General features: G+C 42.1%; 14 protein-coding genes and 1 tRNA gene. 11 read left to right on the top strand and 4 right to left on the bottom strand.

Translation table 11 applies throughout. The annotated features are described in order from the left end of the window. Window positions 1–139: 139 nt before the first annotated feature. Window positions 140–1,156, bottom strand: a complete 1,017-nt coding sequence (locus FTT94_RS02945) for a sulfate ABC transporter substrate-binding protein (RefSeq protein ID WP_180170202.1) — start codon at window positions 1,154–1,156, stop codon at window positions 140–142. Between the two features lie 248 nt (window positions 1,157–1,404). After that, on the bottom strand, window positions 1,405–2,412 hold the full coding sequence (locus FTT94_RS02940; RefSeq protein ID WP_180170201.1) for a sulfate ABC transporter substrate-binding protein: 1,008 nt from the start codon (window positions 2,410–2,412) through the stop codon (window positions 1,405–1,407). A 381-nt stretch (window positions 2,413–2,793) separates the two neighbouring features. Here FTT94_RS02940 and FTT94_RS02935 point away from each other — a divergent pair, with 381 nt between their 5' ends. The 4 genes from FTT94_RS02935 to FTT94_RS02920 all read left to right on the top strand — a co-directional run bounded on the left by FTT94_RS02935 (window position 2,794) and on the right by FTT94_RS02920 (window position 5,428). Next, on the top strand, window positions 2,794–3,087 hold the full coding sequence (locus FTT94_RS02935) for a hypothetical protein (RefSeq protein WP_078192541.1): 294 nt from the start codon (window positions 2,794–2,796) through the stop codon (window positions 3,085–3,087). Between the two features lie 169 nt (window positions 3,088–3,256). Further along, on the top strand, window positions 3,257–4,765 hold the full coding sequence (gene gltX, locus FTT94_RS02930; RefSeq protein ID WP_180064867.1) for a glutamate--tRNA ligase: 1,509 nt from the start codon (window positions 3,257–3,259) through the stop codon (window positions 4,763–4,765). A 91-nt stretch (window positions 4,766–4,856) separates the two neighbouring features. After that, a tRNA-Glu gene (locus FTT94_RS02925) sits at window positions 4,857–4,932 on the top strand. Window positions 4,933–5,086: 154 nt separating this feature from the next. Then, a complete protein-coding gene (locus FTT94_RS02920) occupies window positions 5,087–5,428 on the top strand; it encodes a hypothetical protein (RefSeq protein WP_078189395.1) in 342 nt (113 codons plus the stop codon). A gap of 25 nt (window positions 5,429–5,453) precedes the next feature. Here the strand turns inward: FTT94_RS02920 and FTT94_RS02915 are convergent, their stop codons facing one another. After that, entirely contained in the window at window positions 5,454–6,425 is a 972-nt protein-coding gene (locus FTT94_RS02915) for a cation diffusion facilitator family transporter (protein ID WP_180170200.1), read from the bottom strand. A gap of 353 nt (window positions 6,426–6,778) precedes the next feature. Here FTT94_RS02915 and FTT94_RS02910 point away from each other — a divergent pair, with 353 nt between their 5' ends. Beyond that, complete coding sequence (locus FTT94_RS02910) at window positions 6,779–7,189, top strand: SEL1-like repeat protein (RefSeq protein ID WP_180170199.1); 411 nt, start codon at window positions 6,779–6,781, stop codon at window positions 7,187–7,189. A gap of 63 nt (window positions 7,190–7,252) precedes the next feature. Here the strand turns inward: FTT94_RS02910 and ettA are convergent, their stop codons facing one another. Then, complete coding sequence (gene ettA, locus FTT94_RS02905; RefSeq protein WP_180073466.1) at window positions 7,253–8,914, bottom strand: energy-dependent translational throttle protein EttA; 1,662 nt, start codon at window positions 8,912–8,914, stop codon at window positions 7,253–7,255. 319 nt (window positions 8,915–9,233) lie between these two features. Between ettA and FTT94_RS02900 the strand changes: the two genes are divergently transcribed. The 6 genes from FTT94_RS02900 (at window position 9,234) to FTT94_RS02875 (ending at window position 17,046) form a co-directional block, all read left to right on the top strand. Further along, window positions 9,234–10,511, top strand: coding sequence for an O-acetylhomoserine aminocarboxypropyltransferase/cysteine synthase family protein (locus FTT94_RS02900; RefSeq protein WP_180005477.1), 1,278 nt, complete (start codon window positions 9,234–9,236; stop codon window positions 10,509–10,511). A gap of 401 nt (window positions 10,512–10,912) precedes the next feature. Continuing rightward, window positions 10,913–11,800, top strand: coding sequence for an SDR family NAD(P)-dependent oxidoreductase (locus tag FTT94_RS02895; RefSeq protein ID WP_180114136.1), 888 nt, complete (start codon window positions 10,913–10,915; stop codon window positions 11,798–11,800). Window positions 11,801–11,902: 102 nt separating this feature from the next. Continuing rightward, window positions 11,903–13,204 (top strand): NAD(P)/FAD-dependent oxidoreductase, encoded by a 1,302-nt coding sequence (locus FTT94_RS02890; protein WP_180021485.1) that lies wholly within the window; start codon window positions 11,903–11,905, stop codon window positions 13,202–13,204. A 97-nt stretch (window positions 13,205–13,301) separates the two neighbouring features. Next, complete coding sequence (gene hisIE / locus FTT94_RS02885) at window positions 13,302–14,084, top strand: bifunctional phosphoribosyl-AMP cyclohydrolase/phosphoribosyl-ATP diphosphatase HisIE (RefSeq protein WP_180012102.1); 783 nt, start codon at window positions 13,302–13,304, stop codon at window positions 14,082–14,084. Window positions 14,085–14,093: 9 nt separating this feature from the next. Beyond that, entirely contained in the window at window positions 14,094–15,596 is a 1,503-nt protein-coding gene (locus FTT94_RS02880) for a UvrD-helicase domain-containing protein (protein WP_180009538.1), read from the top strand. A 46-nt stretch (window positions 15,597–15,642) separates the two neighbouring features. Beyond that, the gene (locus FTT94_RS02875) at window positions 15,643–17,046 is read left to right on the top strand and encodes an AAA family ATPase (protein ID WP_180170198.1); all 1,404 of its coding nucleotides are present in this window, start codon (window positions 15,643–15,645) and stop codon (window positions 17,044–17,046) included. Window positions 17,047–17,152 lie beyond the last annotated feature (106 nt).

Here is a 17,152-nt window from a genome sequence, read left to right as displayed (position 1 = left end):
TTGTTTTAGCAAAGCTCCAAACGTCTTTTTGTACAGAAATATTACTTTCCATAGAGAAAACCGTTTTTATTTTTTGCCATCCATTAAAAAACCTCCCGAAGGAGGTCTTTGAACATCTCAAATCATAGATTTCGATGTATTAACGCTTGTTATTGTAGATCTGATCGAAGATCGCACCATTCACAAAATGTGTTTGTTGTGCTTTTGCCCAACCACCAAACACTTCATCAATGGTAAAGGTTTTTAATGGCGGGAACTGTGATTTATATTTTGCTAAAACTGCCGCATTACGTGGGCGGTAGAAATGACGAGCTGCCATCTCTTGACCTAATGGAGAATAAAGATAATTGATATAGCCTTGAGCTAACCATTTATTACCATTTTTTTCGACAGTTTTGTCCACGATTGCCACTGAAGGCTCAGTCAAAATCGACATCGATGGATACACGATATCAAATTTATTTTTACCCAAAGTTTTTTGAGTAACTAAAGCTTCGTTTTCCCAAGTCAATAACACATCACCAATACCACGTTCTGCAAATGTAGTCATCGATGCACGTGCCGCAGAGTCCATCACTTTTACGTTATAGTACATTTTACCCACGAAATCTTTGGCTTTCGCTTCATTACCACCCGGCTGTTTCAAAGCATAACCCCAAGCTGACAAGTAAACCCAACGTGGGAGACCGCCAGTTTTCGGGTTCGGGGTAATAATTTGTACGCCCAGCTTGGTTAAATCAGACCAATCTTTAATATGTTTCGGGTTGCCCTTACGCACCATGAAGACAATCGTTGACGTATATGGCGCTGAGTTATGTGGAAACTCTTTTTGCCAACCTGGTTGAATCTGACCAGACTTCACAATTTCTTCGATGTCATTGGCCAACGCCAAAGTCACGACATCACCTTTTAAGCCATCAACCACGGAACGGGCTTGTTTGCCTGAACCACCATGTGATTGTTTAAATGCAACCGTTTTACCGGTACGCTCTTTCCAATATGCACCAAATGACTTATTAAATTCGTCATAAAATTCACGCGTTGCATCATAAGAAACGTTTAAAAATTCACGATCAGCGGCCTGAGCAGACGCTGAGAAAGCAACACCAGTGGCAAGCAACGCAGCACTGATCCACGCCTTAAATTGAGTTTTCATAACAGCCAGCATAAATTTATATTCAATACTGCTAAATATATGAAATAAAGTCATAAATCGCAATTGCAGCGTGTTTAGACGTCTTGCTGAATACAGCCAACACAGCGAATTTAATTGTTTGTTTTTCATATTAAAATACACAAAAACAATCTACTTATTCCCTATATATAGATTTTTATGCATTACATATGCAAAAAACGGATAATCTAAATTATCCGTTTTTACAACGCCCATTATGGTGGATCGTTTTACTCTTTATTCTTTTCACTATAAATTTGATCGAAAATCGCACCATTCACAAAATGTGTTTTTTGCGCTTTAGCCCAACCGCCAAACACTTTATCAATGGTAAAGGTTTGAACTTTCGGGAATTGAGCAGCGTACTTTGCAGTGGCTTTTGCATCGCGAGCGCGGAAGAAATATTTACCTGCCAGCTCTTGACCTTTAGGTGAATATAGATAGTTCAAATAACCCTTCGCCAAATTTCGATTACCATTTTTATCGACGGTTTTATCTACCACAGCCACCGAAGGTTCAGCTAAAATTGAAATAGACGGATAAACAATGTCATATTTATCTTTGCCTAAGCCCTGAGTTGCTAACAGTGCCTCATTTTCCCAAGACAGCAAGACATCTCCAATGCCACGCTCAGCAAAGGTCGTGAGTGAACCACGTGCGCCAGAATCCAATACTTTGACATTACTATAGAGTTTTTTCACCAATTCTTTGGCTTTGGCATCATTGCCACCCGGTTGTTTTAAGGCATATCCCCATGCTGATAAATAGATCCAACGCGGTGCCCCACCTGTTTTTGGATTTGGCGTAATAATTTCAACGCCCGGTTTGGTCAGGTCATTCCAATCTTTAATTTTTTTCGGGTTACCTTTGCGCACCAAAAATACGATGGTTGAGGTATACGGTGCAGAATTATGTGGAAATTGCTTTTGCCAGTTCTTATTGATTTGTCCTGTCGCCACAATTTCATCAATATCATTGGCCAATGCCAAAGTGACAACGTCTGCTTGTAAACCTGTTGCCACTGCACGAGCTTGTTTGCCAGAACCACCATGTGATTGTTTAAAGTTAATCTCTTGTCCTGTACGTTTTTTCCAATATTGTCCAAATTCTTGGTTATATTCCTGATAAAACTCACGTGTTGGGTCATAAGAAACATTTAAGAAATCTTTTGCGGCATACACCTGTACCGCCACCCCACCCAACAAAGCGAAAATGCCCGATGCTATTATTTTTTTCATCTGCTCAAACTCAAATTGATCTTGAGAGCACTATATAAATCAAAAATAACTTTAACAATCAGCTATCTATAATATAAATTCAAATCTATTTCTGTTTTAAAGATATCTAAAAATAACGTATTTAAAGCTTTAATTCTGCTAATACAGCAACAATCAGAAGCGATCTCCATGCTATCTTCATAGTTGTTTGCTAAAACATCCGAAAATCTGGAGAAAACAGTCTATTTAGGTAATCCTAGTACAGACTTTTTTAGTTTTTTTGTAAAAATTGTGACGTAGTTCTACTTTTTAATTACGAAAGATGGTTAAATCGTAGTCTAAATATTAAAACTATTTTGCAAATAAAAAGTTCCATCACCAAAACTAGGGGGAGATTTGGACATGAAATTTTCATACGCACTATGCCTAGGCTTAAGTTTAAGCGTGACTGCACAGACTGGATTTTGTGCTGCAACCAGCACCGCATCGAATAACAAACTTACGATGCCTGCTGAACGTACCTCATTGATCGAAAAAGCGATTAATCAGCAAAAATCTGAAGGTAAAGGCCGTACTGACGATAATTTAAAAGTACTTACGTCTATTAAAGCTGCACCGACTCAAAGTTTCTTTGCATCACAAAACCAAAGTTTTTCTCGTTTTGTTCAAGCCATTTTCTCTGGTAGCAACTCATAACGACATCAGCATACTGATGCTGTCCAAGCTATTGTTTTAGACGAGTTCCCCTACTGTCGTCTAAAAAATACTAAAAAACGCCTGATCATTCAATGTTGAATTAAGCATTAAGTGATCAGGCTTTTTCGTTATAATAGATCCCAATTTACATTCTGATTAAAAGCTGATTATGACTGTTCGTACTCGTATCGCACCTTCTCCTACTGGTTTCCCGCATGTTGGGACTGCTTATATTGCATTGTTTAACTTATGTTTTGCGAAGCAACATGGCGGTGAATTTATTCTTCGTATTGAAGATACAGACCAACTGCGCTCTACCCCAGAATCTGAGAAAATGATTTTAGATTCATTGCGTTGGTTAGGTTTGAACTGGTCAGAAGGTCCAGATGTAGGTGGCCCTCATGCGCCATACCGTCAATCTGAACGTATGGACATTTATAAACAATATGCTTTGGAACTGGTTGAAAAAGGTCATGCATTCTACTGCTTCGCAACAGCAGAAGAACTCGATCAAATGCGTGCGGAACAACAAGCACGTGGTGAATCACCGCGTTATGACGGTCGTGGCTTAAAACACACTGCAGAAGAAGTTGCACAGCGTTTGGCTGCTGGTGAACCGCATGTCATTCGTATGAAAGTGCCTGAAGAAGGGATTTGTAAATTTAACGACTTACTACGTGGTGAAGTCGAAATTCCTTGGGCGCAAGTCGACATGCAAATTCTACTGAAAACCGATGGTTTACCGACGTATCACTTGGCAAACGTGGTTGATGACCATTTAATGGAAATCACTCACGTGATTCGTGGTGAAGAATGGATTCCATCTGCGCCTAAACACCAATTGTTGTACAAATATTTTGGCTGGGACATGCCAGTGCTATGCCACATGCCGTTGTTACGTAACCCAGATAAATCAAAACTGTCTAAACGTAAAAACCCAACGTCAATTAACTACTACAAAGACATCGGCGTTTTACCTGAAGCATTATTGAACTATTTAGGCCGTATGGGCTGGTCAATGCCGGATGAAAGTGAAAAATTCACTTTGGCTGAAATGATTGAACACTTTGACATTCAACGTGTATCACTAGGCGGTCCAATCTTTGATGTTGAAAAGCTAAACTGGTTAAATGGTCAATGGATTAAAGGTTTAACACCGGGTCAATTGCTCGATACCCTACTGGCTTGGAAATCAGATCGTAATACCTTGGAAGAAATTGCTGCTGCGATTCAACCGCGTATTAATTTATTATCTGAAGCAGTGAATTGGGCAGGTTTTTATTTCAACCAATTCCCAACACTCAGCAAAGAACAGTTTGAAAGCAAAAAATTGACTGAAGAACAAGTGCGTCAAAGCCTTCAATTTGCCATTTGGCGTCTAGAAAGCATGTTCACTTGGAACAATGACACCGTCAGCCAAACGCTTATGGATTTAGCGAACCAAATGGACATTAAACTTCGTGACTTCATGCCAACCTTCTTTATTGCTATTGCTGGTTCGACATCTTCGACACCGGTTATGCAATCAATGGTAACCATTGGTCCTGATTTAACCTTTGCTCGCTTACGTCATGCACTTGAAATTGTGGGCAGCCCGAGTAAAAAAGAAACAAAAGCATGGGAAAAACTCAATGAAAGCTTAAAACTGCCGAAAAATGATGCAGTTGATGAAGCTTAATTGATTTTTTAGTTGACGGATGGGCGTTATCCCCCTAATATAGCGCCCATACCAAGAGATGGTGTCAACCAACTCTAAGTTGCCTCAAATTGTCCCTATCGTCTAGAGGCCTAGGACATCGCCCTTTCACGGCGGTAACCGGGGTTCGAATCCCCGTAGGGACGCCATATTCAAGGTGATGCAAATCATCTTATAAAAAACCCAAGCATTATGACTTGGGTTTTTTATTGCCTAAATTTTATCTGATTTAAATTTACGGTATTTTTGCTTTCTGCGTCATTCTGATTAAAATAAACCATAGATTAAAATTATGGAGTTGCAATGCAATACCGTTGCCCAAAATGTCAAAGCCCTAAAATTATGCCCCTTGCGCAAGCAGGCCAGCCTGTTGCTCGTCCTGTCGTGCCAAAAAGCCTGATTATCCTCATCCCTGCGGTATTTATTCTTTTACTGTTGGTGATTATCAGCATCGCAATGTGGATTTTTGGTGACGGTGCAGGTACTACATTACAAACTGCGACTGTTGTTGTATTTATTGCTTGCTTGATTGCAGGCTTCATGTTCTATCGCGACCTGCCAGATTTTAAAATCTCAATGCAAGGTTTTATGCAATCACAGAAAAAATGGAAATGCCGCGAATGTAATCATGAGTGGGAAATCTAAACAGGCCATTTAAATCACATCAGCATTAGTGCTGATGTGGTTCATCATAAGAATGCGCGTGATCATCTTGAAGGTGCTCATGTGCATGATCAGACTTTTGGGTGTGTTGGTGTACCACACATTCATCTTCTTCGATTTGCAATGTCATCTCCGTGATTCCATGTTCATGTTGCAACATTTCAATCGCCTCAAAATACAAGGCATTACGATCGGCTTCAGGTGCAAAGAGATGAACCGTCAAATGCACATTCTTTGACGTAATTGCCCAGACCTTTAACTGGTGAATACTCTCCACCCCTTTGAGTGCCAATAAATCATTGCGTAATTTTTCTATGTCGATTTCTTCAGGCACACCTTCCAATAAAATATTGATACTTTGTTTGAGTAAAATCCAAGTCCTTGGTAAGACCCAAAAGCCAATGAGCACCGCAATAAGCGTATCGACCCACATCCAGCCGGTAAAATAAATAATCGCTGCGCCAATAATCACACCGACCGAACCTAAGGCATCACTTAACACCTCTAGATACGCCCCTTTCACATTCAAGCTTTCTTGTGAACTGGAAAATAAAATACGCATCGAGATTAAGTTAATGATTAGACCGATGACGGCCACAATCATCATGCCCATACTTTGAATTTCCGGCGGCGTTGAAAAGCGCTGATAGGCCTCATACAAAATATAAATCGCAACCACAAATAGCATCAAGGCATTAAACAAGGCTGCCAAAATTTCAAAACGCTGATAGCCAAAGGTACGTTTGTTATCAGCAGGAAGCTTGCCAATTTTGATCGCGACCAATGCTATAGCAAGGGCTGCAGCATCGGTGAACATATGTGCCGCATCTGACAATAGCGCCAAACTTTGCGTCATAAATCCAGCAATGACTTCAATAATCAAAAATGTCGTGGTCAGTGCTAAGGCAAAACTTAATTTTTTGACATTCCCTTCTGTGACAACGGCATGGCTGTGGTCATGCCCATAATGCTCACTCATTATTTTCTGACCTTTATAAATTATATGTTCTTCAGCCTTGAGCTTAACAGGTGCAGTAAACGTAATAAAATTACATCATTCAACCTTCAGTATTACGTTTTACTTTCAAGCTTAAAAACTGCTTTTTCAGCATCCTCTTTCAGTTTATTCAAATTAATTTTCTCGATCTAGATAACTGAAATTACTTATAAATATTTTTTTAATACCTATTCACATATCATGACAAGCATGCTAATTTTCATCTTAAGTGTGATCTGTTTAAAACAATTAAATCATTCATCGCAGCGCACGAATGACTGCAATTAATATTTTTATTAATCAAGTGGTTATATTTAGAAACAAGGAGTTTAACAATGATGATACAAGCTCTGAAAAAAATCTATGCACTGTTGTCACAACAGATGAATCCAAAGTTGCAAGGAATGCATCTTTCGATTCCAGAAGCCGAAGGTGATTACGCCCAAGGGACTTATTTTGAAAGTCTTGCGGCTCAACACCATCAAGACTTTCTCAGTCACCATACTATGGATTCAGCAGACCAATCCCCTACTGACTATCGCAATGCCATGTGGAATTTTTTAAGTGCCGCATTAAAAGGTCATAAAGATGCCCAATATCGCTTAGGTCTCGGTTATTTACGTGGAGAACTCGGCTTGGACCGTAATTATGAACTTGCAGAACTTTGGCTCAGTAAAGCCGCTGCACAAGGCCATGAACATGCAGACTACGTCTTACATCATGCCTATGAAGACATTGTCGTATAGTCATTGCATCCTAAGTAATAAAAAACCAGCCCGCAGGCTGGTTTTTTATTTTAAAACTGGAACTTAGTTACCAATTTTGCGGTATTTTTGACGCTTTGCAACAAGGTCATCACCATCACGTTTACGACGATATTCTTCAAACTCATGGTAGTTACCTGTGAAGAATTCAGGGGTTTCACCTTCAAATGACAAAATGTGCGTTGCAATACGGTCGAGGAACCAACGGTCATGCGAGATCACCATGACAGTACCTGGGAATACCAGAATGGCATCTTCAAGCGCACGTAAAGTTTCAATATCCAAGTCGTTTGACGGTTCATCGAGTAAGATGACGTTTGCACCCATTTGCAGGATTTTCGCAAGTTGTAAACGGTTACGTTCACCACCTGACAATTGACCTACACGTTTTTGCTGATCTTGACCTTTGAAGTTAAAGCGACCGATATACGCACGAGATGCGATTTCGTATTCACCAATTTTCAAGATATCTAAACCGCCAGAAACTTCTTCCCAAACAGTTTTGTTGTCATCTAAGGTGTCACGAATCTGACCAACATAAGCCACTTTAACAGACTCACCCAGTGTAACTGTACCTGTATCTGGTTGTTGTTCGCCTGTCATCATACGGAACAATGTGGTTTTACCCGCACCGTTCTCACCCACGATACCCACAATGGCACAAGGTGGTACAACGAATGATAAGTCTTTATAAAGCGTACGATCACCAAACGATTTGCTGATGCCTTCAACTTCTACAACCTTGTTGCCTAGACGTGGACCAGGTGGAATGTAGATTTCAGACGTTTCATTACGCTGTTGGAATTCGCGTGAGTTAAGCTCTTCAAAACGCTCCATACGCGCTTTGTTTTTCTTTTGCTGACCTTTAGCATTTGAACGAACCCATTCAAGCTCTTTTTTCAATGCTTTAGCAAAAGATTCTTCTTGCTTCTGTTCTTGCTCTAAACGAGCATTTTTCTGCTCTAACCAAGAAGAATAGTTGCCTTGGTATGGAATACCCATGCCGCGGTCAAGCTCAAGAATCCACTCTGCCACGTTATCCAAGAAGTAACGGTCATGGGTAATCGCAACGATGGTGCCTGGGAAGTCTTTCAAGAAACGTTCTAACCAAGAGACTGATGAAGCATCCAAATGGTTCGTCGGTTCGTCTAGAAGCAGCATGTCTGGTTTAGACAATAACAAACGGCAAAGTGCAACACGACGGCGCTCACCACCAGACAACTTAGATACATCTGCATCCCAAGCTGGAAGGTTCAACGCAGCAGCAGCCTGATCCATTTGGTTGACAATGTTATGTGCATCCCATGAATGGATAATTGCTTCTAACTTCTCTTGTTCTTTTGCAAGTGCATCAAAGTCAGCATCTTCTGCTGCATATTCTGCAAATACTTCATCAAGACGCGCCAAAGCATCCAACGGTTCACGTAAACCGTCTTCAACGTTACCACGAACGTCTTTGCTTTCATCCAATGGCGGCTCTTGTTCAAGGTAACCAATTTTGATACCCGGTTGAGCACGTGCTTCACCTGAGAAATCTTTATCTACGCCCGCCATAATACGAAGCAAGGTAGATTTACCTGCACCGTTTAGACCAAGCACACCAATTTTTGCGCCTGGGAAAAATGATAAAGAGATGTCTTTCAGGATTTCGCGCTTAGGCGGAACCATCTTCGACACACGGTTCATCGTGTAAATATATTGGGCCACTTAGGACTCCTCAATAGTCAAAACATATACGGAACAACACAAAGTTGCCCCTGCTCAATTGAGCGAAAAAATAATCGGCTATTATACGCATAAAGTCGTGAAAAAATAAGGTTTCGCACACGGCTTCAATGCATTGTTACAAGTTTAATGGCGAACAAAATTTAAACATGCGGTTTTAGGCATGATTTCGCTCATCTTTAGCTGAAATTTTTTCAACAATATGAATAATTATGATATTAATTTTAGAAATAAAGCACTTTTATTCATATGTATAAATGATAGACTGTTTAAAAAACTAGCTCACTTAGATGAAGTAATCATGACCTATAAAGACGAAACTTTAGCAATTCACGCGGGGTATACACCGGAGCCAACCACCAAAGCGGTTGCCGTTCCAATTTATCAAACCACCTCATATTCCTTTGATAACACGCAGCATGGTGCTGATTTATTTGACTTAAAAGTTCAGGGTAATATTTATACCCGCATTATGAATCCAACCACAGCGGTACTTGAACAGCGTGTTGCAGCGCTCGAAGGCGGTATTGGCGCTTTGGCCTTAGCCTCTGGTATGGCAGCCATTACATATGCGATTCAAACTATTGCTGAAGCAGGCGACAATATCGCTTCCGTTTCGACCCTATATGGCGGCACATATAATCTGTTTGCCCACACCCTGCCGAAACAAGGCATTGAAGTTCGCTTCTTTGATTATCAAAACCCTGAAGCGCTGCGTAGCCTCATCGATGACAAAACCAAGTTGGTCTTTGTCGAATCTATTGGTAACCCATTGGGCAATATTATTGACCTCGAAGCAATTTCGAAAATTGCGCACGAATATGGCATACCTGTGGTGGTCGACAATACCGTTGCTACTCCTGTCCTGCAAAAATCATTTGAATTTGGTGCCGACATTGTGGTGCATTCATTGACCAAATATATTGGTGGTCATGGTAATTCGATCGGCGGCATCATCGTCGATAGCGGCAAGTTCCCTTGGGGCAAATATCCTGAACGCTTTAAATCACTGAATACCGCTGATCCAAGCTACCACGGGGTGAATTATGTCGAAGCCTTAGGTGAAGCAGCCTACATTGCTCGTGCGCGCGTGGTACCACTGCGTAATACGGGCGCTGCGATCAGCCCGCACAATGTGTTTTTGATCTTACAAGGTTTGGAAACCTTAAGCCTGCGCATGGAACGCCATACCGAAAATGCGCAAAAAGTGGCTGAATATTTACAGGCGCATCCAAAAGTAAAATGGGTTAACTACGCTGGCCTAAAAGACCACCCACAACATGCTTTGGCGCAAAAATATGTCAAAGGCAAACCATCTGCGATTCTTTCATTCGGCGTTCAAGATGGCCTTGCAGGTGGCACACGTTTCATCGATGCCTTGCAGTTGTTTACTCGCCTTGTGAATATTGGTGATGCCAAAAGTTTAGCCTGCCATCCTGCGACCACGACACATCGTCAGCTCAATGAAGATGAACTCAAAGCAGCGGGGGTCAGCATTGATATGGTTCGTTTATCGATTGGGATCGAACATGCGGATGACTTGATTGCAGACTTAGAGCAAGCCTTAGCTGCTGTTTAAACCATAATTGCACAATCCACAGGTCTTATTTTTAAGGCCTGTTTTTATTTCCATTTCATTTAAATAACCACTCCCACATAATCCGCCTTCCAACTTTGGGCATCTATGGCCCTGCTTCTATATTTATTTACAATTTTATTTATCTTGAAAATCGACTTTTTTAGGTTGCAACGATGTTGATAAAAGCACTTCTCTTTCACATATTTATGTGTTAAAAATTGAGTAAATAGGGATTTTAATTTAGAGTAAAAACTCTAAATATTATTTTATTATCAATTACTTATCATATGGATTTTTTTGAATAAAACGCTATCATACCGCTGACTTAAAACAGCCCTGCACATAGCGTTGTCGGGCCGATAAATGAATACAATAAAACTGATTTAACAGGGAACCTCATCGTGAATTCAAGACTTGAGAAACGTTTCGTTGACCGTGTCAACGGTAAGACCATTTTAATCACCGGTGCATCAAGTGGTATCGGTTTAACCACAGCGCATCGCCTTGCCAACGCAGGCGCACATGTTCTACTGGTTGCACGTACCAAAGAAACTCTTGATGCCGTAAAAGCTGAAATTGAAGCCACTGGCGGTAAAGCCGATGTTTTCCCATGTGACCTCAATGATATGGACTCCATTGATGCTGTGGCACAACAAATCCTCGCTTCCGTCGATCATATTGATATCTTAATTAATAACGCTGGCCGTTCTATTCGTCGTGCCGTACATGAATCAACCGATCGTTTCCATGATTTTGAACGTACTATGCAGTTGAACTATTTTGGCGCGGTACGTTTGGTGATGAATTTACTGCCGAAAATGATGATTCGTCGTGAAGGTCATATCATCAACATCAGCTCGATTGGTGTATTGGCCAATGCAACGCGCTTCTCTGCATATGTTGCATCTAAAGCCGCATTAGATGCTTTTAGCCGTTGCCTGAGCGCTGAAGTTCACTCACATAATATTTCCATCACGTCGGTCTACATGCCATTGGTGCGCACGCCAATGATCGCCCCAACCAAAATATATAAATACGTTCCAACGCTTTCTCCAGAACAAGCAACTGACCTGATTGCCTATGCCATCGTGAAACGTCCGAAAAAAGTGGCAACCAATTTGGGCCGTCTAGCTTCGATCACCTACTCCATTGCACCTGACATTAATAACAAACTCATGTCGATTGGTTATAACTTGTTCCCAAGTTCTTCAGCGTCTATTGGTAAGCAAGAAAAACTCAATTGGGTACAAAAAGCATATGCTCGCCTATTCCCTGGTGAACACTGGTAAGACCTGATTCCCCCCTAAAAAAGCCCTTTAGAGGGCTTTTTTAGGGGGTTTTATGCAGCAACTTTGCTACATTGGGCTGAGATAAAATCAACTTTTATAACAATGAAAACTCAAAACATTGCCATCATCGGTGCGGGTACTGCGGGATTGGCTGCTGCAGCAATGCTTGCTGCTCAAGGCCATCAGATCTGCTTATATGAAAAAGTCTCACAACTTGAACCTGTGGGTGCAGGATTATTATTACAACCTGCCGGACTGGCAGTTTTCGAACATTTAGGCATTTTGGAACATGCCTTAAGCCTAGGTGCTGTGGTAACCGGTCTTGAAGGTCAACTGGCTGGCGGCGACTTGCTGATTAACAGTCATTATCGACAAGCCGATGACCGTTCATATGGACTCGGCATTCACCGTGCCACACTCTGTCATGTCCTCGCATCCAAAGTCCATGAGTATCCTCAACACGTTGAGTGGTGCATGGCGCATGAGGTGCATGAACTTCAAGAATCCAGTGACGGTATAAACGTGATTGGGCAATCCACAGATCAAACCTTTCAACGTCAATTTGATCTCGTGCTGATCGCCAATGGTGCACGCAGCCATTTACGCCCTAAAGCATGGGAAAAGCTCAACCAAGCCTATCCTTGGGGTGCAAAGTGGATTATCGTGCCTGAATGCGAAGTGCTCAATCCACAAATCTTGCATCAGTTCTATGACCGTTCCAATATCATGATGGGTGTGATGCCAACAGGAGCAATTCCAACACAGCCTGAACAGCGACTTTCGAGCATTTTCTGGAGCTTACCTACAGCAGATTTAGCGGGATTCTTAAAAACCAAGAGCGCGCAGCAGCAATGGCTGCTTGAGGTTTCAAAACGCTGGCCTAGTGTTGCAGAATGGTTAGCGCATGTGATTCCACATCCTGATGATCCGCAACAATGGCTGTCTGCCAACTATCGTGATGTGGTGCTGAGCAAACTCGGTGAAGGCCGTATCGGCATCTTAGGAGATGCGGCTCATGCCATGAGTCCACAGCTTGGTCAAGGCGCCAATATGGCGCTGCTCGATGCATGGGCCATCAGTCAGGCCCTACTTCAACATCAACAGGATTCCTCACTGCAAAACCTCTGGCAGCAGTATCATCAACTGCGGTTGCCGTCCGTGCGGTTTTACCAATTTTTTAGCCGCCTGCTGACTCCTTTTTATCAATCACATCATCGCTGGACAGCGCCGCTGCGTGATATTTCATTTCGTTCCATGTATCAGCTGCCGTTTTTCCGCAAAGAAATGGCCATCACGATTTCTGGCTTAAAAACAGGTGCGTTTGGGCAAATGAATTATGCCGACATAGCCCGTAAGCCTGCAGATGATTCTGCGGCTGAACTGCGCAATTTAAAATTTGATTAAGAATTAACTCCCCATCATTCTCTTGATGGCTTACACTATGATGCTGCTCAAATGCTGCGGCATTTATTTTTTTGATTTTTGAATTGGTGAAATCCTCATGAACAACCTGCAATGGCTCGATGAAGTAAAATTTAACGAACAAGGCTTAGTGCCTGCTATTGCACAGCATCATCAAAGCGGACGCGTTTTGATGGTGGCATGGATGAACCGTGAAGCGTTGGCGCAAACTGCAGAAAAAAATCAAGCGGTGTACTTTTCACGTTCACGCAATAAGTTATGGCATAAAGGTGAAGAATCTGGCCATTTCCAAACCGTGCATGAAATCCGTTTGGACTGTGATGCTGACGTGATTGTGCTACAAATTGAACAACATGGCGGCATTGCCTGCCATACTGGTCGTGAGTCGTGTTTCTACCGCAAACTTACTGCCAATGGCTGGGAAATTGTCGATGCGCAATTAAAAGATCCAGCTGCAATTTATGGTGAAAAATCAGCAAATCCACATACCCTTGCGATGAATGCATCCAATGCACAATCTGAGCAAGTCGAAGTACTCGACTACTTAGGTAAAATGATGGCTGAACGCAAACAAGCTGATCCTGAGTCCTCTTATGTGGCGAAGCTTTACCATAAAGGTCTGAATAAAATTTTAGAAAAAATCGGTGAAGAAAGCGTTGAAACCATCATTGCCGCTAAAGATTTTAAAATCGAAGCCAATGAAGACAACAAAAACGATTTGATTTACGAAGTGGCAGATCTTTGGTTCCATACCATTGTAATGCTAGGTTATTTCGATATTGATCCTCAATTGGTACTTAACGAACTCGCTCGTCGTCAAGGCCTTTCCGGTTTGGTTGAAAAAGCCAACCGTCAGCACTAAGACGCAACCGTGCCAGAGCTTAAAAAACCGACCGCGACCTATGAGCAGGCCACTGCCATAGATAACGCACGTCTTGGCAAATCATTTAAAGTGATTGCCTATGCTGGCACAGGTAAAACCACCACACTCCAAATGATCAGTGATGCCATGCCTCAGCGGCGTGGCATGTACTTGGCCTTTAACAAAGCCATTGCCACCGAAGCACAGAATCGTTTTCATCAAAATGTCGACTGTCGAACCTTTCACTCATTGGCCTATCGTAGTGTTCCACGTGGAGTGACTGACAAACTGCGTCTACCACGTTTAAGTCCGAGTTTTATTGCCAAAGAATATCGACTAGAACCGATTACCTTACGCCGTATGATGGGAGGTCGTTATGAAAAATATGTACTCATGCCTTCGCGCTTGGCGAGTCTGGTAGCAAACGCTGTCAGTTATTTCTGTTCGACCAGTTCACAGTACCCTGCCCCACGACATCTACAAGCGCCGAGTTGGTTGCATCCTGACGATATCGAAAGCTTACAAAAGCATTTATATCCTGCGATTGAACGTCGTTGGTTAGAGTCGATTGATCCGAACCATGCAGCAGGGATTGGACACGATATTTATTTAAAACTTTGGGCTTTGTCTGAACCAAATATTCCTGCGGATTATGTGCTGTTCGATGAGGCTCAAGATGCTGACCCACTAATGCTAGGGATTTTACTGAAACAGCGGAATACCCAAGTCATCTATGTTGGCGATGCGCATCAACAAATTTATGCATGGCGTGGTGCAGTCAATGCCATGCAGCAACTCCCATTACCTGAATCACGTTTAACCACGTCTTTCCGTTTTGGTGAAGAAATTGCCTTGAACGCCAATGCTCTGCTGGGCGCATTGAATGAAACCGTACCGTTATTGGGTAATCCACAACTCAACTCTAAAGTGGTTAATAAGCCTCATACCAAGATGCGCGATGCCATTTTATGTCGTACTAATGCACGCGCGATGGAACTGTTATTGGCGGGTTTGGTTAAGGGCGAAAAGGTCAGCCTGCAAGCAGATCATGCGCGACTCAATCGTTTTGTCGATGCAGCAGCCATGCTCAAGCAAGGCAAACGCGTAGTCGATGTCCCAGAGCTTGCGTGGTTTAACTCATGGCATGATGTGCATGAATATTGTGAAACCAATGACGGCAGCGATATTAAACCGCTAGTGAAGTTGGTCGATGACCACGGTACTGACCCACTGAAAAAGGCGCTGGCAAAAATCACCCCGATTGATCAAGCCGACTACATCATCTCCACCGCCCATAAAGCCAAAGGTTTAGAATGGGATCGGGTACATATTGAAGATGACTACCAATTTAAGCTCAACGATAAAGATTATAAAATTAGTGACGAAGAGTTACGGTTACTTTACGTGGCCTGCACACGTGCTAAAGTAAGTTTAAATATCCATCATATTTATGACTTGATGCAGCATTTAAAACGTCAAATGCCCAAATCTTTGGCGCAAGCGGTCAGCTAGTATGATGAAAAAGGTGAATAAACAATAAATCAGTAAAAGGTGCACCATGAAAATACAATCGATTCAACTCAAGCACACCCTTCATTTTACTGATATCACCCTCAATTTTAATTACCACGATCTGCCGATTACCTTAATTTTGGGTGATCAAAGTTCTGGAAAAACCTCCCTACTACGATTTAGTTATCAGGCCCTCACTTGGTTCGCTGCACGTTATAAAGATTTACGCACCGCAGGCGTGGTAATGCTCGATCAAGACATCATGTTAAATCGCTTGCAATCGAAACTTGATATTCAAGTCAGTTTTCCCGAAGACATTGGCTCATTTCAGCTTTCAAGTGATCAACAAGACCAAGACCCACAATGTTGTTCATGGCAATTGTACAAAACCTTAAACAGTCAAGGCGTCGGCCTCAGTAAGGCCGAAACACAGCAATTAGAATCGATGGTTGCGCTGTATCAAAAAGCCCTCAAAGCCGATCCGTTACAAGGGTTGCCACTCATTGCCTATTACCCTGCTGAACGTTTCGTCAACGATGTGAATATTCTCAATAAAAATAATCCTGCTATTTTTCAGCCTTCGCATGCTTATGAAATATCGGCCATTCCCTTTACCACGTTTATTCGTTTTTTTGAGTGGTTTCGAGAAATATCCGACATTGAAAATGCACAAAGTGCCGAATTAATTCAAAATTTATTACATCCTAAAACCCAAGCCGATATACCCAACGCATCAGACACGCCTCTTTTTGGGCATAAACTAGCACAAGCTCAGGCCGACCTACACGCGCCGTCACTCAGATCATTAAAACAAGCTTTAGAGACCGTGTTGCCCGATGTGACCAATATTTATCTGCAATATCACCCCAAATTACAGTTAATGGTCTGCTATCAAGGCAAAGACATGTTATTTCAACAGCTGTCGAATAGTGTGCGCAACCTTGTGGCCTTAATTGGTGATATTGTACGTCGCCTGTGTCTACTCAATCCTCATAGCTTATATCCTTGCCAAGAAGGTGACGGTATTTTATTGATCGACGCCATAGACCACCAACTCGATCAAAACATGACTCAAGTGATTTTGACCCGTTTAAATCAAGCGTTTCCACGACTCCAAATCATTGCCAGCGGCAACCGTCCCGAACTGCTGGAACAGGCTTCTCGCTTTCAGTGCTTAAAACTACAGAATAAAAAGCTCAGTGAGATTCAGCCTGAAAAACTACAAGAAACCTATGATCAAATTTATCAGCAGTTGCAACTCGGATCTAAACCATCGCTTCCACCTAAAACTGAAGAGACTGAATTAAATGAGCCGCTAAACAATCCGGATACCATCCAGCACTTGTTACAATTAATTCAGACACAACTGACCGAGCAACAGCAACAAGAATTGGTTAGGGCTTTATCACAGCGAGGTGATCAGGACGTTACAATCCAACCACTGAGTTAAAAATACTGAGGCTGATTGGCTGAGTATAATACACCGACTCGATGTTTAAATATTCAGCAACAAGGCCGCAATAGATGTCTAGACAGTTTCGTCAGGCGTATAATGT

The sequence above is a fragment of the Acinetobacter sp. YH12027 genome (assembly GCF_013420085.1).
Classification (GTDB): domain Bacteria; phylum Pseudomonadota; class Gammaproteobacteria; order Pseudomonadales; family Moraxellaceae; genus Acinetobacter; species Acinetobacter amyesii.
The sequence above is the reverse complement of the archived record's forward strand: the minus strand, read 5'-3'. Positions and strand labels throughout refer to the sequence as shown.